Source organism: Oceanobacter antarcticus (genome assembly GCF_044962685.1).
In the GTDB taxonomy this organism is placed as follows: Bacteria; Pseudomonadota; Gammaproteobacteria; order Pseudomonadales; family Oceanobacteraceae; genus Oceanobacter; species Oceanobacter antarcticus.
Genome location: NZ_JBBKTX010000032.1, coordinates 1 through 20670, shown reverse-complemented (window position 1 = coordinate 20670; position 20670 = coordinate 1). Strand labels below are relative to the sequence as shown.

13 protein-coding genes are annotated in these 20670 nt (G+C 52.1%); 12 read left to right on the top strand and 1 reads right to left on the bottom strand.

Going from position 1 to position 20670, the window contains the following annotated elements:
• Positions 1–37 precede the first annotated feature (37 nt).
• A complete protein-coding gene (locus WG929_RS19055) occupies positions 38–1444 on the top strand; it encodes an FAD-binding oxidoreductase (protein WP_416207344.1) in 1407 nt (468 codons plus the stop codon).
• Between the two features lie 76 nt (positions 1445–1520).
• Here the strand turns inward: WG929_RS19055 and WG929_RS19050 are convergent, their stop codons facing one another.
• A complete protein-coding gene (locus WG929_RS19050) occupies positions 1521–4151 on the bottom strand; it encodes a penicillin-binding protein 1A (protein WP_416207343.1) in 2631 nt (876 codons plus the stop codon).
• Positions 4152–4170: 19 nt separating this feature from the next.
• On the opposite strand from WG929_RS19050, the gene WG929_RS19045 reads away from it, so the two are divergent.
• The 11 genes from WG929_RS19045 to WG929_RS18995 form a co-directional block, all read left to right on the top strand.
• Positions 4171–5274: a pilus assembly protein PilM gene (locus WG929_RS19045; protein WP_416207342.1), complete on the top strand. Its 1104-nt coding sequence runs from the start codon at positions 4171–4173 to the stop codon at positions 5272–5274.
• A complete protein-coding gene (locus tag WG929_RS19040; protein ID WP_416207341.1) occupies positions 5274–5825 on the top strand; it encodes a PilN domain-containing protein in 552 nt (183 codons plus the stop codon). Before WG929_RS19045 ends, WG929_RS19040 begins: the two co-directional genes overlap by 1 nt.
• A 1-nt stretch (position 5826) precedes the next feature.
• Positions 5827–6462, top strand: coding sequence for a type IV pilus inner membrane component PilO (locus tag WG929_RS19035; RefSeq protein ID WP_416207340.1), 636 nt, complete (start codon positions 5827–5829; stop codon positions 6460–6462).
• Positions 6452–7000 carry a pilus assembly protein PilP gene (locus tag WG929_RS19030; RefSeq protein WP_416207339.1) on the top strand — a complete coding sequence of 183 codons (549 nt, stop codon included), beginning with the start codon at positions 6452–6454 and terminating at the stop codon, positions 6998–7000. Before WG929_RS19035 ends, WG929_RS19030 begins: the two co-directional genes overlap by 11 nt.
• Before the next feature lies 1 nt (position 7001).
• A complete protein-coding gene (locus WG929_RS19025; RefSeq protein WP_416207338.1) occupies positions 7002–9101 on the top strand; it encodes a type IV pilus secretin PilQ in 2100 nt (699 codons plus the stop codon).
• 3 nt (positions 9102–9104) lie between these two features.
• Positions 9105–9626 carry a shikimate kinase AroK gene (aroK, locus tag WG929_RS19020; protein ID WP_369856381.1) on the top strand — a complete coding sequence of 174 codons (522 nt, stop codon included), beginning with the start codon at positions 9105–9107 and terminating at the stop codon, positions 9624–9626.
• Positions 9623–10708 (top strand): 3-dehydroquinate synthase, encoded by a 1086-nt coding sequence (gene aroB / locus WG929_RS19015; protein ID WP_416207337.1) that lies wholly within the window; start codon positions 9623–9625, stop codon positions 10706–10708. Before aroK ends, aroB begins: the two co-directional genes overlap by 4 nt.
• A gap of 21 nt (positions 10709–10729) precedes the next feature.
• Complete coding sequence (locus WG929_RS19010; protein WP_416207336.1) at positions 10730–12064, top strand: SPOR domain-containing protein; 1335 nt, start codon at positions 10730–10732, stop codon at positions 12062–12064.
• A gap of 181 nt (positions 12065–12245) precedes the next feature.
• Positions 12246–16694 carry a glutamate synthase large subunit gene (gene gltB, locus WG929_RS19005; RefSeq protein ID WP_416207335.1) on the top strand — a complete coding sequence of 1483 codons (4449 nt, stop codon included), beginning with the start codon at positions 12246–12248 and terminating at the stop codon, positions 16692–16694.
• 50 nt (positions 16695–16744) lie between these two features.
• Positions 16745–18163, top strand: a complete 1419-nt coding sequence (locus WG929_RS19000) for an FAD-dependent oxidoreductase (protein WP_416207334.1) — start codon at positions 16745–16747, stop codon at positions 18161–18163.
• A 136-nt stretch (positions 18164–18299) separates the two neighbouring features.
• A partial coding sequence (locus tag WG929_RS18995; protein WP_416207333.1) for a hypothetical protein occupies positions 18300–20670 on the top strand: 2371 nt, incomplete at its 3' end.

The following is a 20670-nucleotide window of genomic DNA, read 5'->3' as shown; positions in this document are numbered from 1 at the left end:
GGTTGGTGTGACGATTCCTCATATTCCTGGACTGACCATGACACAACTTACTCAAGACGCCCTCGTTGAACGCCTGGCTGCCATTGTTGGCACCGACAAGGTTCGTACTGATGCCGATTCGCTGGAAACTTTTGGCAAAGACTGGACGCGTATTTACGAGCCACAGCCAAGTGCGATTGTCTTTCCGAAAACCACAGAGCAGGTACAGCAGATTGTGTTGCTGGCCAATGAAGCGGGTCTGGCGCTGGTGCCATCGGGTGGTCGTACCGGATTGAGTGCCGGTGCCATGGCAGCCAATGGCGAAGTGGTAGTGTCGTTTGACTATATGAATCAGATTTCTGAATTCAGCGCCGTTGACCGCACGGTGAAATGTGGTGCCGGGGTGATTACCGAGCAGCTGCAAACCTATGCGGAAGAGCAGGGGCTGTTTTATCCAGTGGATTTTGCCTCTGCTGGCTCCAGTCAGATTGGCGGCAATATCAGTACCAATGCCGGTGGAATCAAGGTGATTCGTTACGGTATGACCCGTGACTGGGTGGCTGGATTAACCGTTGTGACAGGTAAGGGCGATATCGTCCGGTTGAACAAGGATTTGCTAAAAAACAATACCGGTTATGACATGCGCCACCTGTTTATCGGTGGTGAAGGGACGCTGGGATTCGTGACTGAAGCCACTATGCGCCTGGCTCGCCCACCCAAAAATCTGACGGTTCTGGTGCTGGGTGTGCCGGAAATGGCGGCCATTATGAATGTGTTGCACAAGTTTCAATCCGGCATCGATTTGACCGCGTTTGAGTTTTTCTCAGACAAAGCCTTGAACAAGGTGTTAGCGCGGGGAGATGTTCAGGCGCCGTTTGAAACAGAAACCGAGTTTTATGCGTTGCTGGAGTTTGAGGCGGAAACTGACGCTAAAATGGATGTTGCTATGCAGTTGTTTGAGGTCTGCATGGAAGAAGGCTGGGTTTTCGATGGTGTGATCAGCCAGAATGAAACCCAGGCGGCGAATTTGTGGCGCTTGCGTGAAGACATCTCTGAGACGATTTCACACTGGACGCCGTACAAAAACGATTTGTCAGTGATTGTTTCTAAAGTGCCTGAGTTTTTGCAAGAAGTTGAAGCGGTGGTGGTGCGCGAGTACCCGGACTTTGAGATCGTCTGGTTTGGTCACATTGGTGATGGCAACCTGCACCTGAATATCCTCAAACCGGATGAGATGCCAAAAGAAGAATTTTTTGAGCGTTGTGCAGGTGTATCCCGGTGGGTGTTTGAAATCACCGAAAAATACGACGGTTCAGTGTCTGCAGAGCATGGCGTCGGCATGACCAAAAAGCCTTACTTGCATTATTCTCGTTCTGCAGCCGAAATTGGCTATATGAAAGCAATGAAAGCTGCTTTTGATCCAAATAACGTGATGAATCCTGGTAAAGTAATCGATATGGATTGATCTAGCAGGCTGTCGGACTCGGGACAGAAAAACGCCGCCTTATAAAGGCGGCGTTTTTATTTCTGGCTTAACGGAATCAGAACAACAGCTCCGGCGTGGCCGTCAGGCCGCTATTGTCACCATCCGCCGTTTCTGAGTAGGAAGGCAATGCCACGTCGGTGGGGACATTTTCTGCGCGAAAATATTCGAAGATAGCATCTTCTTGTCCGGGAGCTGCCAGCAAGCCGGACTGCGGGTCGATACGCACCGAGACAACCCCGTCGGGCTGCTCCAGTGATACTTCCTGCTCGGTCTCAAGAGCGACAGCCATGTAATCGATCCAAATAGGCAAGGCTGTGGTGCCGCCCAGGGCCCATTTCCCCATGCTTTGAGGTTGATCAAAGCCAACCCAGACGGTGGTGACCAGATTCGGATTAAAGCCGGAAAACCAGGCATCGACCTGGTCATTAGTCGTTCCGGTTTTGCCTGCCAAGTCGCTGCGTTCAAGGGCTCTGGCGCGGCGTCCCGTTCCGCGACGAATAACATCTTTGAGCATATTGACCATCAGGAAGTTGGTGCGCTTGTCCATAATGCGTCTGGCGATCACCGGTTCTGTTGGCGTTGCAGTATCTGTGGATGGCTGGAGTAAGTTTAAGTTACTGGCGCTTGCTGCCTGCTCCGTTGCGGTTGTCTGGTTCTCACACTGGCGGCAGGCGATTTCTGGCGTAGCGGAGAACAGCTCCAGGCCATCTGCTGTTGTGACGCTTTGTATAAAAAACGGCGTAATGGCAAAGCCGCCGTTTGCCAGTGCCGCGTAGCCGGTGGCTAGCTCCATTGGGGATACCGCCGAAGCCCCCAGAGCAAGGGATAAATCTGCACTGAGTTTGGATTTTGGAAAACCGAATTGAGTAATGTAGTTGACTGCTGTGGCGGGGCCCATCTGCTTGAGAATTCGAATGGACACCAGGTTCTGGGATTTATACAGCGCTTGCCGCAAGCGTGTCGGGCCATAAAATTTGCCGCTGTAATTTTCCGGCCGCCAGGTGTTTTCCAGGCTTGAGTCGTTAAATACGACCGGAGCATCATTGATTATGCTTGCCGGTGTGAAGCCATTTTCCAGCGCGGCACTATAGATAAAGGGCTTGAAAGATGAGCCGGGCTGGCGGTTGGCCTGAAGTACACGGTTAAATTGATTACCGGATTGGGAGAATCCTCCGACCAGAGCTTGAATGGCACCACTATTTGGATTGATGGAGATCAGTGCGCCTTCAACTTCTGGAGTTTGGGCCAGAAGCAGTTCGCCGTCCCGGTCTTCAAACCAAATTTTCTGGCGACTGCTGAGTAATTGCGAAGGGGTGGTGGGTTTTTTGCCGATAACGTTGACGTTAATATACGGTGCTGCCCATTGCATCCCGCTGAACGGTAAAAAACGGAAGCCTTCAGCCGTCACCATCCAGGCGCCATCTGTTTTTACGTCGGCGATGATGGCCGGTACTAGCCGGTTTTGTGGTTCCTGGCTGCGGAGTTGTTGTTGCCAGTTTGAGAAGGTTGCGGGCCAGTCAGTTGCGGGGTCGGCCGTTGCTGTATCGAACCAGTCGGGTGGGTTGTCTGGCGCTGTCAATGTTGAGGTTCTTGCGATTGTATCTGCAAAGCTGGGTTGCTGGCGGTATCCGTGCGCTCTGTCATAGTTCAACAGCCCTTGTTGCAGCGCTTGGGTGGCTGCTGTCTGGCGGCGGGCATCTATCGTCGTGTGGACAACGTAGCCATCGGTGTAAGCATGATCGCCATATTGGTCGACCATGTACTGGCGAACCATTTCTGCAACGTAAGGGGCTGTAATCTCGCTGGTGGCACCGTGATAGCGAGCAGTGATCGGCTCCGCTGCGGCAGTTTCAAAATCAGGCTGGCTGATCATGCCCAAGCTCACCATGCGTGCAAGGACGTAGTTACGCCGACTAATAGCCCTGTCTGGACTATTGATGGGGTTGGCTGCAGACGGGGCCTGGGGCAAACCTGCGATCATTGCGGTTTGGGCAAGACTTAATTCGTTTATGGATTTGCCGTAATACACCTGAGCGGCAGCCTCAATACCATATGCACGTTTACCCAGATATATTTTATTGATGTAAAGTTCAAGAATTTCCTGTTTTGTGAGCGTCTTCTCTATTTTTATTGCCAATAATATTTCGGTAAATTTTCGGGCAAATGATTTCTCGCTGGACAAATAGTAGTTTTTGGCCACTTGCATCGTGATGGTGCTGCCGCCAGATTTCTTTCTTCCAGTGCGAATCAGTTCCAGCGTTGCTCTTAAAAGTCCTTTAACATCAATGCCGTAGTGTTCATAAAAGCCGTCGTCTTCGGAGGCGAGCAAGGCGTTGATAAACTGTTCGGGAATTTGTTCAAAGGTGAGCGGCGTCCGGCGTTTTTCGCCAAATTCGCTGATCAGTTGATTGTCGGCGGTGTATACCCGTAGCGGTGTTTGCAGATCGACATCGCGTAGCTGGCGTGGGTCAGGCAGGGTGGGTGTTAGATAAAGGTATATGGCAAGGCAGGCTAAACCGGTGCCTGAAACGGCACAAACGCATAACCAGATGACGAATTTCAGAATCGATTTGGGTGTGATCATAAAGGTGTTGAAAATTCCTTCGTATGGTCTGTCATCAGCGGTCGCGGCATTATAAGGCTTTTTTGTCCTTTTTATAGGATTGTGCTTATAATGACCGCCCAAATATAGGATTAATCTGAGCTTGTTATCGCAAGTTCTCGATTTTCAAGGGGATTTTGTTGTGCTGGCGAACCTGTTTGGCAAGAAGGGCAAGGCCCTTCTTGGCGTGGACATCAGCTCCACGTCGGTAAAGGTCCTTGAATTGAGTCGTAGCGATTCCGGATATCGGGTAGAAGCCTACGCTGCTGAAACACTGCCTGCGGGAGCTATTGTGGAACAGAATATCCACAATGACGAAGAAGTAGGCGAAGCGATCAAGCGAGCATTAACCAAATCCCGCTCGGGTGCGAAGCGTGCTGCTCTGGCGGTGGCCGGTTCTTCTGTTATTACCAAAATCATTCAGATGAGTGCCAATCTGTCAGAAGCGGAAATGGATTTGCAGATCCGTGCCGAGGCTGATCAATATATTCCCTATCCATTGGAAGAGGTGTCGCTGGACTGGGAAGTGCAGCAAGGCCTGGCGGGTAATGATGAAATTGCTCAGGTATTACTGGCCGCTTGTCGTTCGGACACCGTTGAACGCCGCAAGGATGCTGTTGAATACGCGGATCTTGAAGCGGTAGTGGTGGATATCGAAGCCTATTGTACCGAGCGGGCGTTTGAGCTTATTCGTGATCATCTTGAAGGTGACACCAATGAGGCTGTCGCAATTATCGATATTGGTGCGACCATGACCACGCTCAGTGTGCTTCATAATGGTGTATCTATATATACCCGCGAGCAGCTTTTTGGCGGTCGTCAGCTGGTTGACGACATCATGCGACGTTACAGTATGTCTGAACCGGAAGCGGCAGCAGCGCGCGACGGTGATGGCCTGCCGAGTGATTATGAAGAAGAGCTGCTGGAGCCGTTTCGGAATGCGGTTGTTCAACAAATCAGTCGTTCATTACAGTTTTTCTTTTCCTCCAGTCAGTTTAATGAAGTGGATTGCCTTGTCTTGGCGGGTGGCACTGCATCGCTGACTGGGCTGGTGGAAAAGGTGCAGGATGACATGGGATTGCCAACACTGGTCGCCAACCCATTCCGGGATATGGCTGTGTCGTCCAGGGTGAATGTCAAGTTACTGAGTAACGATGCGCCCTCATTGCTGGTGGCGTGTGGATTGGCGATGCGGGGTTTTAACTAATGGCCAATATCAATTTATTGCCTTGGCGCCAGGAACTCCGCAAGGAGAAGCAGCAAGAGTTTGTCGGCATCATCGTAATGGTAGCAATCATTGCGGCTGCGCTGATCTGGTCTGTAAGCAGTTACTACGATGGTGAGTTGAGTAACCAACAAGGGCGAAATACTTTTTTGTCGCAGGAAATTGCCCGGCTGGATAAAAAAATTGTTGAGATTAATGAACTCACAGATACGCGCCAGCAGCTGATTGAACGTATGGAACTGATCCAGAATTTGCAGGGTAATCGACCGGTTATTGTGCGTTTGTTTGATGAGCTGGCTCGTTCTGTCCCCGAGGATCTTTATTATACCAGCCTGTCCGTTGTTGGCAGTCGGGTCAGTGTTAAAGGTGTGGCCAAATCCAATAACCGTGTGGCAGCGTTGATGCGTAATTTTGATGAATCGGAATGGTTTGCTGACCCCGCGCTGTTGGGGGTCAAAGCGGTGGCCAACGGCAGCAATGAATTCGAGGTATCCGTGCGACGGGTAGAGCCTCAATCCAGTGAGGAGCCTTGATATGGCCAAGCAGGGATTTGATTTCAAGGCATGGACCGACAAGCTGCAGGAGCTGGATGTCAATGATCTGAATGAGATCGACTGGGAGGATATGGGCTCTTGGCCGATGCCTGGCAAGGTCGTTTTTTGCTCGCTTATTTTTATTGCAGTGGTGATTGGTGGCTATTTCCTGTTGGTTAAGGACTCCGTCGAGCATCTGGAGCGGGAGACGGCTAAAGAAGTTCAGCTGAAGCAGGATATTGAGAAAAAAGCTTATCGTGTTGCTAACCTGGATGCCTACAAGGATCAACTGGCAGAAATGCGCGACAGCTTTGGCTCGTTGCTAAAACAATTGCCTAAAGACACGGAGGTGCCTGGGTTGGTAGACGATATCAGTGCAGCAGCCTTGGGTGCCGGATTGAAACTGAACGCTATTTCGCCACAAAAAATGGTCAGCACCGAGTTTTATAATGAGCTGCCGATCCGCATTGAAGTCGACGGCGGTTATCATGAAATGGGGGCGTTTGTATCCGGTGTTGCCGCTTTGCCCAGGATTGTGACCTTACATGATTTTGACATCAGTTCCGCCAAAGGTGGTGGTTTGTCTATGACGATTCTGGCCAAGACCTATCAGTATGGAGGCGGCGATGAAGAATAGACTGCTTCTGATTGTTATGGGCGTGACAATGATGTTTTTACAAGGGTGCTCACAGCCAGCGAATACGTCTGATTTACAGCAGTTTGTCAGTCAGGCATTAGCTAAACCCCGTGGTCGAATTGAGCCTATTCCAGTATTCAAGCCTTATGAGTACTTCAGTTATAGCGCTGCCGGATTAAGATCACCTTTTGAATTGCCGGTGGTGGTCGACAGCTCACTTCAGGCGGCTCAGCCATCAAGTAACGTTCGACCTGATTTTGATCGGCCGAAAGAACATCTTGAGCAGTTCCCACTTGGGCAATTGACGATGGTCGGCACCATGACCGGGGCTGATGATATCCTGTGGGCGCTGATAAACGACGGTGATGGCAGTGTTGTACGTGTAAAGGAAGGCTATTACATGGGACAAAATCACGGTCGGATCATGACCATATCCCAAAACAGACTCAGTCTTATCGAGATCGTACCGAACGGTCTTGGTGGTTGGGTTGAACGCCCGAAAACAATCGCTCTGGAAGGAATAGGCGGAGATAACTGAAATGAATCTTTTAAACGCTGTACGCACTCTGGGTCGTACCTGGGTTGCAGCTTTGTTGATGCTTCAGGCTGGCCTGTCTTCCGCCGCCGTCTTGAACGATATCCATTTTTCGTCGTTGCCCGGCGATGTCACTGAAATCAGCTTGGAGTTTGACAGTGCACCTCCAGAAATCAGTGGTTATACCATTGAGAAACCTGCGCGTATTGCTATTGATATGCCGGGCGTTGTCAGTGCCCTGAAGGCGAAGCGCCACCAGATTGGTGCTGGTAACGCCCGATCTGCTGTTGTCGTCACCACTCAGGATCGTTCCCGATTGGTGATTAATCTGTCGCGGATGGTGTCCTACAGTACCAAGGCGGAAGGGAATGTCCTGCTGGTGCGTATCGGGGTCGCTAACGAGGTGACGGCTGAGGATACCAAACCACAATTATTGGGTGCTCCAAAAGTTTCTGCACGGGTTAATGAACTGAAGGTCGTCAATGTTGATTTCCGTCGTGGCGAACAGGGTGACGGTCAGATTCAGATTATGCTCAATGATGCCAAGGCGTCTGCCAATATTCGCCGCGAAGGCTCAAAAATCATTGCCGACCTGTCGGGGGTTCGTTTGCCTCGCGAGCTGAGTCGCCGTCTGGATGTCACTGATTTTGCGACCCCGGTTCAATATGTTGACGCCAAGGATCATGAGGGTGGAACCCGTATCGTGATTGAGCCAGTGTCGGAAGATTTTGAATATCTGGCCTATCAGACCGATCGGTTGCTGTCGATTAACGTCACTAATGTACCGGAAGAGGCGGTTGAAGATCGTAAGAAAAAATTCCCCTTCACTGGTGAAAAGCTGTCGCTTAACTTTCAGAATATTGAAGTGCGAGCGGTACTGCAGTTGATCGCTGACTTTACCGGATTGAACCTGGTTGCTTCGGATACGGTTCAGGGGAGTATTACCTTGCGTTTGCAGAATGTTCCCTGGGATCAGGCTCTGGATCTGGTGTTGAAGACCAAGGCATTAGGCAAGCGTCAGATGGGCTCGGTATTGTTGATCGCACCGGCGGAAGAGATTGCTGCACGTGAAAAGATTGAGTTGGAAGCCGTGCGTCAGGTTGAAGAGCTGGCTCCACTGGTGCAGGAGTTCATGCAATTCAAGTACGCCAAGGCAGCGGATATAGCAACGATTCTGACCTCGGATCAGGGATTGTTATCTGATCGTGGTACGGCTGTTGTGGATGAACGAACCAATACTATCCTGATGAAGGATACCGCCGCTAATCTGGAGAAGGTGCGTGAAGCGCTGGTGATGCTGGATGTGCCGGTGCGGCAGGTTTTGATTGAAGCGCGTATTGTGGTTGCCTCGACCACTGTTGGTGAAGAAATGGGCGTCAAATGGGGTGGAGGCTTCTATAAGGATAATGGCTCCAATTGGGTTACAGCAGGTGGTAGTCAGCAAACCATCGCGGATACCAACCAGATTTTGTTTGATCGGGCTTCCGGCGATACAACCGATGGGCTGGATCTGACGTCATCCAATATTGTCGACTTTGGTGCAACCAGTGCATCTGCAACGACATTTGCGATTGGATATCAGACCGCAGACTATTTGCTGGATCTGGAGTTATCGGCGATTGAAACCGATGGTCGTGCTGAAATTGTTTCCCAGCCACGGGTGATTACCGCCGATGGGCAAACTGCCTTTATTGAATCAGGTACCCAGATTCCTTACGAAGAATCGACGTCCAGCGGTGCCACCAGCGTGACATTCAAAGCCGCCGTGTTGCGACTTGAGGTGACTCCACAGATCACTCCGGATGATCGGATTATCATGGATCTGGTAATCAATCAGGACTCCGTTGGTGAGCAAACCTCGGCTGGTCCGAGTATTAATACCAATGCGGTACAAACCCAGGTGCTTGTCGATAATGGCGAAACCATCGTATTAGGTGGTATCTTCCGTTCTGAAGAAGTCAGGTCGGTCAGCAAGACGCCTTTCTTCGGGGATTTGCCATTAATTGGAGCCCTGTTCCGTTACTCTAGTGTTTCGGATGACAAGAGCGAGTTACTTGTTTTCATCACGCCGAAGCTGGTGAAGGACTCCTTCAGCGCCAGATAGTCTATGCCGTCCGAACAATCGATTTTTCTGATAGGGCCAATGGGAGCGGGTAAAACCACCATTGGCCGTTTACTTTCCTGCGAGATGCACCTCGAGTTTGTCGATTCGGACAAATTTATCGAGGAGCGCTGCGGAGCCAATATTCCCTGGATATTTGATATGGAAGGGGAGGTCGGGTTTCGTGATCGCGAAGAGCAGGCGATAGACCTACTCACGCAGCGTCGTGGATTGGTTCTGGCTACCGGTGGCGGGGCTGTGATGAGGGCGGAGAATCGTCAGCATCTGGGCAGTCGCGGCATCGTGATTTATCTGTGCACCTCGGTTGAGCAGCAAATTGCCCGGACGTCGAAGGACAAGAACCGTCCCTTGTTACAAACGGCTAATCCGGCGCAAGTGCTACGCGAGCTGTTCAAAAAGCGTGATCCCTTATATCGGGAAGTCGCTCATGTCGTATTACAAACTGACCAGCGGAACCCCCGCTGGGTCGTCAATGAAATAAAAAAACGTATCAAGGCCTTGTCATGATTACATTGACCGTGGAGCTGGCTGAGCGCAGTTACCCAATCTATATTGGCGCTGATTTATTGGTGTTGCCAGAATTGCTGACGCGCCATATCCAGGGCAATCAGGTCATGATCGTGACCAATACCACGGTGGCACCCCTGTATCTGGCGATGGTCGAGCAGCTACTGGACGGCTACCAGGTTGATAGCGTTATTCTCCCTGATGGCGAGCAATACAAAAACCTGGAGACGTTGAATCTGATCTTTGACGCCTTGTTGGAAAAGGGCCACAACCGCACAACGACTCTACTGGCACTGGGTGGTGGTGTGGTAGGGGATATGTGTGGCTATGCCGCTGCCAGCTATCAGCGTGGGGTGAGTTTTATTCAGCTGCCGACGACATTGTTATCTCAGGTTGATTCTTCCGTCGGTGGCAAAACGGGTGTTAATCATCGTCTTGGCAAAAATATGATTGGTGCTTTCTATCAACCACAGGCGGTGCTGATCGATACCAATACGCTCACAACGTTACCTGCGCGTGAGTTATCTGCGGGAATGGCTGAAGTCATCAAGTATGGCCTGCTTGAGGATCTGGCATTTTATCGCTGGATTCAACAGCACATTGACAACCTGATGGCTGGCGATGCGACACTGCTGGCTCGCGCTATTCGTACCTCCTGTGAATGCAAGGCTCGGGTGGTTGCACAAGATGAGCGGGAAGGCGGTATTCGCGCCATCCTGAATCTTGGCCATACATTCGGCCATGCGATTGAGTCCCATCAAGGCTACGGCAATTGGCTGCATGGCGAGGCGGTTGGCACCGGGTTGTTGATGGCTGCCGACCTGTCCTGTCGCATGGGGGCTATTTCTGTCGCAGAAGTGGACGAGCTGAAAGCCTTGTTGGTAAAAGCCTCTCTCCCGGTATTGCCTCCGGCAGATATGACCGAAGCCGATTTTCTGTCACGAATGAGTATCGATAAAAAAGTTCTAGACGGCCGTATCCGATTGGTGCTGTTACGCCAGATTGGTCAGGCTTATATCACATCAGATGTGGACAGGACGCAGCTTTGCCAGACGCTGGCAGGCGCTGCATTAAACGGCTAACCCCGAACTCGCGGAGGCAGAATGACACCGCAATTTTCTCAGGCGCTGGATCGTGACCAGGATGTCTATGCCTCACCCGCCCGTTACCTGGAGCTGATCTGTCACCTGTGCTGCTACTCCCCTTTGATGGTGCTGATTCGCCATCAATCCGAGGTCGAGGCGGGTGCTTTGGCGACGGCGGTCGCTGACAGTTATGCCGAATCTGGCCCGGTGTTGAAATTGACGGCAGCAGACCTGGATCATCCGCGCCATCTGATTGCCCGGCTTGCTCTGGTTTTTGGAATAACGTCTTTACCCGCTGATGAAGTGGCTGCCCGGGAAGCAATACTGGAAAAGGCCCGTTTCCGGGCTGAGTCTTCCGATCCGCTCCTGGTTCTGGTTGATCAGGGCGAGAATCTTCCCCTTGAGATGCTGCAGGCATTGGCCCAATTTGCGTTGATGTCGTCCCATGCGATTTCCTTTTGTCTGTTTGGTCGTGAAGGGTTTGATCAGGGTTTGAAAGAAGGGCCTGCGGTGGCCCCTGTCTACCGTATCTCTTTGCCAGAGCCATCAATAGGTGGAGATTTTCCTGACCTGCTGCTGGATGACGTCAGTCATGACGTTTTGCCACCAGACAGTCAGCAGCAAGCAGTCATAGACCAGTCAGCCACTCCGCAGCAGTCTGGTATTGGCCATGCACTGGGTGTCGTTAATATGACTGCTCTTTCGCTCAAGCTGCGCTCTCCGTTGGTGATTATCCTCGTGTCTGCTGTGTTGCTGACGTTGATGGTTCTCTGGCTGTTATACGATGACGGGGCTGATGATGTTTCGAGCACGGTTCTTCAAGTTCCGCTGCCACCGGTATTTGTCCAATCCGATCGCAGTTTGGCAGCAATGCCTGAAGAGGATTTGTCGGTGCCTTCACAGGTCGTCGGGAATCCGACACACTCCGAGGATCCAAAGGGAGCTCTTGATCGTGGGGCAGGGGTAGCGCAGACAGACGCAATACCCAGTGCGGCCACTCAGGTTGCTCCGAAGCAGGGTGATCTCATCGTACCGGAGTCACTGCCGTCCCGCTTGTCTGGATACCCCACCTGGTTAAAAAATGGAGAGGGGTGGGGGATTCAGCTGCTAGGGACTTCCGAACCTCAAGGTGCGCGAGATTTTGTGGCCAAATGGCAGTCGGAGGCAGACGGTAAATTGATCTGGTATCGCAGTCAACGGAATGGCCAGTCTTGGTATGTGGTCATCGCAGGTGTTTTTTCATCTCGGGAAGACGCGACTGTATGGCTCGGGAGACGGCCTGGAGATTTAAAAAAGGGATCTCCCTGGGTTCGGAAAATGAGCCAGATCGCCCCTCAGGTAGAACCTCTGTAAACGGGTTTTTAGCCCCTCTCTTTCGGTCGTTGCTGGCCTGCTGGCCAGCGCCCATTTGTGAGAGGACGTGCGGATGTGTAGAATGAGCGTCCTTTTGTCTCTTTATTGCTCAAATTTTGAGCAGTCGGCTGTTTCCAGTCGCAAATAATTTTAATAGCATTTTTTTGGTGAGAGCTGTTCTATGAGAACTGGTCTGTATACTCCAGGCGATTACAAAGACAACTGTGGCTTTGGTCTACTGGCTCACTTGAAGGGCCAACCAAGTCATGAGCTGTTGAAGACAGCGATCCAATCCCTGACTTGCATGACGCACAGGGGCGGCATTGCAGCGGATGGCAAAACCGGTGATGGTTGCGGACTATTGCTGCAAAAGCCGGACTCTTTCTTGCGTGCAGTGGCGCCAGAAGCTGGTATCGACCTGCCAGTCCAATATGCGGTTGGCATGTTGTTTGTGGATCTTGACGATGCCGTTTGCGCGGAACAGAAAGCCGTAGTGGAAAAAGCGATCCGCGACCAGGGGCTGAATGTTCTGGGCTGGCGCACTGTGCCAACCAATAACGATTGTCTGGGCCCAATGGCGCTGGATTGTCTGCCGCGCTTTGAGCAGATTTTTGTCTCGGCTGATACGGAACTGAGCGATGCGGAACTGGACGTAAAGCTTTTTTACGCACGGCGTTATGCCGAAAAGTCCCTGACCCAGTATCCAGATTTTTATATTGCCAGCCTGTCTTCCCGAGTGCTGTCTTATAAAGGTCTGACGATGCCGGTTGACCTGCCGAATTTTTATCTGGATTTGGGTGATAAACGGCTGGAAACCGCGATCTGTGTCTTCCATCAGCGCTTTTCAACCAACACCATGCCGCGTTGGCAGCTGGCCCAGCCATTTCGCATGTTGGCGCATAATGGTGAAATCAACACCATTCAGGGTAACCGTAACTGGGCAAATGCCCGTTCCAGTAAATTTGTCAGCCCTCTGCTGCCAAATCTGACCGACTTGTCGCCAGTGGTGAATACAACGGGATCTGACTCGTCGTCAATGGACAATATGCTGGAATTGTTGACTACGGGTGGCATGAGTCTGTTCCGGGCGTTACGCATGATGATTCCGCCAGCATGGCAGAATGTCGAAACCATGGATGCCGACCTGCGCGCATTTTATGAATACAACTCCATGCACATGGAGCCGTGGGACGGCCCGGCGGGTCTGGTGATTACCGATGGCCGCTATGCCGTTTGTGGCCTGGATCGTAACGGTTTACGTCCGTCCCGTTGGGTGATCACCAAAAATGATTTCATCACCGTAGCCTCCGAAGTGGGCGTACACGACTATCTGCCGCAAGATGTCGTGGCCAAGGGTCGGGTAGGACCTGGCCAGATCCTCGCAATCGACACCGAACAGGGCAAGTTGCTCAAAACGGATGACATCGATAATGCGCTGAAGTCCGAGTATCCCTATAAAAAGTGGTTGCGAGAGAACGCAATCCGTATTGAAAGTGAGCTTTATCTGCAAAAGGCCGGATTTGATCCGATTGCCGGAGAGGCGCTTGATTGTCAGCAAAAACTCCACCTGATTACCAATGAGGAACGTGACCAGGTGTTGCGTCCGATGGGTGAAGAGGGTCAGGAAGCGACCGGCTCCATGGGTGATGACACGCCAATGGCGGTGCTGTCTTTGCGTGTCCGTCATGTTGCCGACTACTTCCGCCAGCAGTTTGCCCAAGTCACCAATCCGCCGATCGATCCACTGCGTGAAGCGATTGTGATGTCGCTGGAAACCTGTATCGGGGCGGAGAAAAACGTCTTTGAACAGACTGCGGATCATGCCAATCGTATTATTCTGACGTCACCAGTATTGTCTCCGCTGAAGTTTATTGGCCTGACCAATAATACCGCAGACGCATTCCGCCATACCACGCTGTCGATGGCGTTTGATCCTGATATCGGTTTGAAACAGGCCGTTCAGAATCTGATCCTTGCCGCAGAACAGGCAATCCAGGATGGCAATGTCATACTGATTCTGAGTGACCGTGATGTGGTCAGGGATCAGGTGCTGATTCCTGCTGTCATGGCGACCGGCGCTGTCCACCATCATTTGGTACACAAAGGGTTACGTACCAACGGTAATATCGTGGTTGAAACCGGTGATGCCCGAGATCCTCATCACTTTGCCGTGCTGCTGGGCTTTGGGGCAACAGCGGTCTATCCATGGTTGGCGTACACCGTCCTGACCGACTTGCACCGCTCCGGCGAGCTGTTGGGAGACCCGCTCAAGTCGCAGCAGAATTACCGCAAGGCGATTCGCAAGGGCTTGATGAAGGTGATGTCTAAAATGGGTATCTCGACGGTGACCTCTTATCGTGGCTCGCAGTTGTTTGAAGCCATTGGCTTGAGCCGGGAGGTGGTCGATCTGTGTTTCTGTGGCGTCACCAGTCGCATTGGCGGGGCGACTTTCGCCGATTTCGATGAAGATCTCCGACTGATCTCGAAACACGCCTGGAAAGCGCGCAAGAAAATTGATCAGGGCGGCTTGCTGAAATACGTCCACGGTGGCGAATATCATGCTTATAACCCGGATGTGGTAAAGAATATTCAGGAAGCCGTACAGCAGAATAGCCAGGCTGCCTACGATCGTTTTGCCGAACTGGTCAACACCCGTCCAGTCGCCACCATTCGTGACTTGTTGGGGTTCCGCAAGAATATCCAGCCAGTCGATATCAGTGAAGTGGAGCCGGCAGAAAAGCTGTTTGCCCGCTTTGATACGGCTGCCATGTCGCTGGGGGCTCTGTCCCCCGAGGCTCATGAAGCCTTGGCTGAGGCCATGAATGCATTGGGTGGGCGCTCTAACTCTGGTGAAGGGGGTGAAGATCCTGCTCGTTATGGCACCAACAAAAATTCCAAGATCAAACAGATTGCTTCCGGTCGTTTTGGTGTCACTCCGGCTTACCTGGCCAGTGCTGAAGTGCTGCAGATCAAGGTCGCCCAGGGTGCCAAGCCAGGCGAGGGTGGTCAGCTGCCAGGTGGCAAGGTCAATGACCTGATCGCGACATTGCGCTATTCCGTGCCCGGTGTGACGCTGATTTCACCGCCACCACACCACGATATCTACTCCATTGAGGATCTGGCTCAGCTGATCTTCGATTTGAAGCAAGTGAATCCCAAAGCCCTGGTGTCGGTAAAACTGGTTTCTGAGCCTGGTGTGGGCACCATCGCAGCCGGTGTGGCCAAGGCCTATGCCGACCTGATCACTATTTCCGGCTATGATGGCGGTACGGCGGCATCACCGCTAACGTCCATCAAATATGCGGGTTCACCATGGGAACTGGGTCTGTCTGAAGCGCATCAGGCACTACGCTCCAACGACCTGCGTGGCAAGGTTCGGGTACAAACGGATGGGGGGTTGAAGTCCGGTCTGGATGTGGTCAAGGCTGCTATTCTGGGGGCGGAGTCATTTGGTTTCGGAACCCTGCCAATGGTTGCGGTCGGTTGTAAATATCTGCGTATATGTCACCTGAACAACTGTGCCACCGGTGTTGCAACCCAAAACGATGACCTGCGCGACAAGCACTATATCGGCACCGCCGAAATGGTGAAAAACTACTTCCGCTTCTTGGCAGAAGAAGTTCGCGGTCTGATGGCTCAGTTGGGTGTTCGTACTCTGGGAGAGCTGGTTGGTCGTACCGACCTGCTGGATATGCTGGAAGGCAATACCGGTAAACAGCGTCATCTTGATCTGACGCCGCTGCTGGTGAATGACCAGATTCCGGCCGACAAACCGCACACTGTCGAAGTTGAACGTAATGCACCTTACGATGAAGGACTGCTGGCTGAGCGTATGGTTGAGGAAGTGCTGGCGGCGATTGAAGCTAAAACGGGTGGTCAGTATGCATTTACCATCACCAACTGTGACCGTTCCATTGGTGCGCGGTTATCCGGTGAGATCGCCAAGCGTTATGGCAATCAGGGAATGGCGGATAAACCGCTGCGCCTGAATCTGAAAGGTGTTGCCGGTCAATCCTTCGGTGTCTGGAATGCGGGTGGTCTGGACATGATACTGGAAGGTGATGCCAACGACTACGTGGGCAAGGGCATGACCGGCGGCAAGCTGGTTATCTTCCCGCCACAAGGTTCTGAATTCAAAACCAATGATACGTCCATCGTCGGTAATACCTGCCTCTATGGTGCAACGGGTGGCAAACTGCTGGCTGCTGGCCGCGCTGGCGAACGTTTTGCTGTGCGTAACTCTGGTGCACATGCGGTCGTCGAAGGCGCTGGGGATCACTGTTGTGAATACATGACCGGCGGTATGGTGTGTGTGCTGGGTGAAACCGGCTACAACTTTGGTGCAGGTATGACCGGCGGTTTTGCCTATGTCCTGGATCGCAATAACAGTTTCGTTGACAAGTACAACCACGAGTTGGTGGATATTCACCGGATCGCCAACGAAGAAACCGAAGGACACCGTAACCACCTGCGTAGCGTCATTCGTGAATTTGTTGCCGAGACAGGAAGCGCCTGGGGACAGGAAATCCTTGACGACTTCGATGGCTTTATTGGCCGTTTCTGGCTGGTTAAACCGAAGGCTGCTGATCTGCAACAGTTGCTGAAAAACACCCGCGCTCGTCCTGAGTAATTACGACGCGACAATAGAATGAGTCTAGGACGAGTATAGAGAGGTTCGAGATGGCACAACGTCTGAACAATAATTTTCAGTTTGTTGAAGTGGGTCGCCAGGACCCGAAGAAAAAAGCAATTTCCACCCGCAAGAAGCAGTTTGTGGAAATTTATGAGCCATTCAGGCAGGCGCAGGTTAATGACCAGGCACATCGTTGCCTGGCCTGTGGTAATCCCTACTGTGAATGGAAATGCCCGGTACACAACTACATCCCTAACTGGCTGAAGCTGGCCAGTGAGGGCAATATTCTGGAAGCCGTGGAGTTGAGTCACCAGACCAACACCCTGCCAGAAGTCTGTGGCCGGGTATGCCCGCAGGATCGTCTGTGTGAAGGCTCCTGTACCCTGAATGACGGTTTTGGCGCAGTCACTATCGGTAATGTCGAAAAGTATATTACCGATACAGCATTTGCCATGGGCTGGAAACCGGATATGTCCAACGTGGTGCCAACGGGCAAGCGTGTGGCCATTATCGGTGCTGGCCCTGCGGGGCTTGGTGCCGCCGACATTTTGGTACGTAACGGCGTGACTCCGGTGGTGTTCGATAAGTACCCTGAAATCGGTGGTTTGCTGACCTTCGGTATTCCCGAATTCAAACTTGAAAAAACCGTTATGTCCAACCGCCGCAAGGTGTTTGAAGAAATGGGTGTCGAGTTCCGTCTTGAGACCGAAGTGGGCAAGGACGTCGATTTCCAGAGCATCATTGACGAGTTTGATGCTGTGTTTCTGGGCATGGGTACCTATAACTATATGAAAGGCGGTTTCCCCGGTGAAGACCTGCCAGGTGTGTACGACGCACTGGACTTCCTTATCTCCAACGTCAACCGTAACCTGGGCTTCGAAAAAGACGCCGCCGACTTTATCAGCATGAAAGGCAAACAGGTGGTTGTGCTTGGGGGAGGTGATACCGCGATGGACTGTAACCGTACCTCTATTCGCCAGGGTGCAACCCGCGTTAGCTGTGCCTATCGTCGTGACGAGGCCAACATGCCGGGTTCCAAGCGTGAAGTCACCAATGCGCGCGAGGAAGGGGTGAAGTTTCTGTTCAACCGCCAGCCAATTGCGATTGTTGGTGAAGACAAGGTTGAAGGCGTCAAGGTAGTGACGACCGAAATGGGTGAACCTGACGAAAATGGCCGTCGTCGTCCGCAGGTGGTGGAAGGTTCGGAAGAGATCCTGCCCGCCGATGCGGTACTGGTCGCCTTTGGCTTTCGCCCAAGTCCGGCCCCTTGGTTCAAGGACTTTGGTATTGAATTGAATTCCTGGGATGGCGTTATTGCTCCTGAAACACAGGAATTCAAGCACCAAACCACCAACCCGAAGATCTTTGCGGGTGGTGATATGGTGCGCGGTTCTGATTTGGTCGTAACCGCGATATTCGAAGGCCGCCAGGCTGCAGAAGGTATTCTCGATTACCTGGATGTCTGATAAATACCATTTTTGTGACGGAAAGTAGAAAACGCGGCTCCGGCCGCGTTTTTTGTGAGTGGCCGTTGCTCATGCGTAAGTGGTATTCTCCCGAACCATAGAACTGTCAGGAACAATTCCAAGGGAGCTTGTCCGTATGTTTAGTCGCGGTTTGTTAATCACCTTTTTACTGGCGCTGGGGTTGACGGCGTGTGGTGGAGGGGGAGACTCTGTCGTAGACACAACTACTACCGATACTACGACCGATACGGGTACTGACACTGGTACCGGCACCGATACAGGAAGTTCGGCACTATCGATTGCGCTGGGCAGTGGCACGGGTAGTGCGTTTACCTCGGGCAAACCGGGACTGAGCGTAGACCATGTGCTGATCGGTGGTGTCGTCACTGTTACTGTGGACGCCGTTGACCAGAACGCTAGCAACACAGCTTTGACCGACAGCTATTTATATGTCTTCGGCTCTGATTGTGCTGGTGCGGGAACGGCCCACTTTACAACTCAGACCAGTTACGATTCCACCGGCCAGGTGAGTTCCAACTATGTGAATGATGGCTGCAGCGAAGACGACACCATTCTTGTACAGCTATTTTCTGCCAGTGCCAATATCGCCAGTGACTCAGCGCTGGCAACCGCCTCCATTATTATTCCGGCCGTTATTCCAGCACTGGGTAATGGTAATGGTGTGGACTTCCGGGATGGTGTTCTTTCAGGTGATATCCAGCTGGTTGACGAGGCTGAAACGGTACTGACAGGCTCGATTGTTGATCCGTCCAACCTGAATGCACTGGTGACTTCCAGTGACTATGATGTCCTCTGGACGACCAGTTGTGGCAGTTTCAGTATTAGCGATCAAAATGTTACCGCTGGTGAATTTTCTACCCGTTATGACGGTAACCTGACAAGCTGTCTTGGCGACAACACCGTCACGCTCGAGTTGGTTCTGGCTGATGAGCACAAGACGGTACTCGACAGTATCACTGCGACAGTGTCTATTTCTGTATCTTCCACTGGTGGTGATGCCATTCAAGCAGCACTGGGTTCTGGTACGGGTGCTTCCTTTTACGAGGGGCAACCAGCGGTCAGTGACGACCACGTACTCTATGGTGATAGTGTCGTTTTCACTGTTAGTGCCGTCGATAAAAATACTGAAAATACCTTGCTGGGTGATACCTATATCTACCAGTTTCAGTCCAACTGCAGCTCGGCTGATCCAGCCGTTGCCCGCTTTTCACCGGCTGTCACACAGAGTTCAACAGGCCAAGTCTCATCCCGATACAGCAATGCTGGTTGTGAAACAGACGAGCACATTGTTGTAAATCTGTACCCTGATGGTTCTGATGTTACCGCCGCAACGCCTGTGGCAACGGCGACCTATACTTTGCCGGTTGTGAAGCCTCAACTTGGGTACAGCTCCGGGATTTCATTCCAGAATGAAGAACTGGATGGTGACCTCGAACTGGCAGGAACTACCGATTCTATTTTATCCGCAACACTGGTTGATCCATCCGCCGCCAATGCGCTGGTGCAAAATGAAGTCTACGATGCTCTTTGGCAAACCACCTGTGGTGGGTTCAGTGTGGCCGATCAAGCGATCACAAATGGCACGATAGCAACCCGCTACATTGGGAATTTAACCAGTTGTATAGGTGACAATACCGTAACCTTAACGGTCGTATTGGCTAGTGATCATAGCGTCGTAGTGGACTCGATCAGCACGATCTTGAGCATTTCTCAGGATACGGCCAATTCAGATGCAATACCGGATCTCGGTGTTGGCAGTGGTGATGGCTTTATAGCCAACGAGATAAGTCTCGGTGCAACCAGTGTGCTGGTTGGTGAAGAAATCGCCGTTTCTGTGAATTTGGTTGATTCAGAAAACCTCAATGAAACCCTGGCAGCTCGGTATCAATATCAATTCCGCTCTGCCTGTGGTGCAGATGCCAGCTTCAGTCGGGCCGATGTGATCAGCAGTACAGGGACAGCTACGACTACCTATACAGCGCTTAATCATAATTGCTTAAACGACACAATCACCGTTTCCTTGTATGACCTGAACTCCGGGTCGCTTGTTGCAGGCGTGAGCGCCAGTGCGACCTTGTCTGCGACCTTGCCAAAACTGGGTACTGGCACCGGAGCCGAGTTCCGTGATACCGCCGCCGATCTGGCGGTGACCATCACCGGCAGCAACGAAACCACATTGACGGCAGATGCCGTCAACCCACTGGACGCCAACGCGGCGATCAACTCGGCGGCGTATCGTATCGAATGGACAGAAACCATAGCCTGTGCGGCTGATGCTGGATCGTTCAGCGTCGCCAGCCAAAGCCTGACCAGCGCGATCGAAACCCGGTATACCGCCGGTGCGGCAGCACCAACCTGTAGCAGTAGCGAAGTGACCGCCAGCCTGTACCTGGCAGGCGGCAGCGACGTGCTCGACAGCATTGCGGTAGCCGTCACCCTGGCGACCACCACGACGGAGACCAGCACCCCGGATCTGGGCAACGGCA

Coding starts and splice junctions, on each gene's coding strand:
- gltB (WP_416207335.1), top strand. CDS start 12,246: ATGAGAACTGGTCTGTATACTCCAGGCGATTACAAAGACAACTGTGGC.
- WG929_RS19040 (WP_416207341.1), top strand. CDS start 5,274: ATGGCCAATATCAATTTATTGCCTTGGCGCCAGGAACTCCGCAAGGAG.
- WG929_RS19055 (WP_416207344.1), top strand. CDS start 38: ATGACACAACTTACTCAAGACGCCCTCGTTGAACGCCTGGCTGCCATT.
- WG929_RS19010 (WP_416207336.1), top strand. CDS start 10,730: ATGACACCGCAATTTTCTCAGGCGCTGGATCGTGACCAGGATGTCTAT.
- WG929_RS19025 (WP_416207338.1), top strand. CDS start 7,002: ATGAATCTTTTAAACGCTGTACGCACTCTGGGTCGTACCTGGGTTGCA.
- WG929_RS19000 (WP_416207334.1), top strand. CDS start 16,745: ATGGCACAACGTCTGAACAATAATTTTCAGTTTGTTGAAGTGGGTCGC.
- WG929_RS19030 (WP_416207339.1), top strand. CDS start 6,452: ATGAAGAATAGACTGCTTCTGATTGTTATGGGCGTGACAATGATGTTT.
- WG929_RS19035 (WP_416207340.1), top strand. CDS start 5,827: ATGGCCAAGCAGGGATTTGATTTCAAGGCATGGACCGACAAGCTGCAG.
- aroB (WP_416207337.1), top strand. CDS start 9,623: ATGATTACATTGACCGTGGAGCTGGCTGAGCGCAGTTACCCAATCTAT.
- aroK (WP_369856381.1), top strand. CDS start 9,105: ATGCCGTCCGAACAATCGATTTTTCTGATAGGGCCAATGGGAGCGGGT.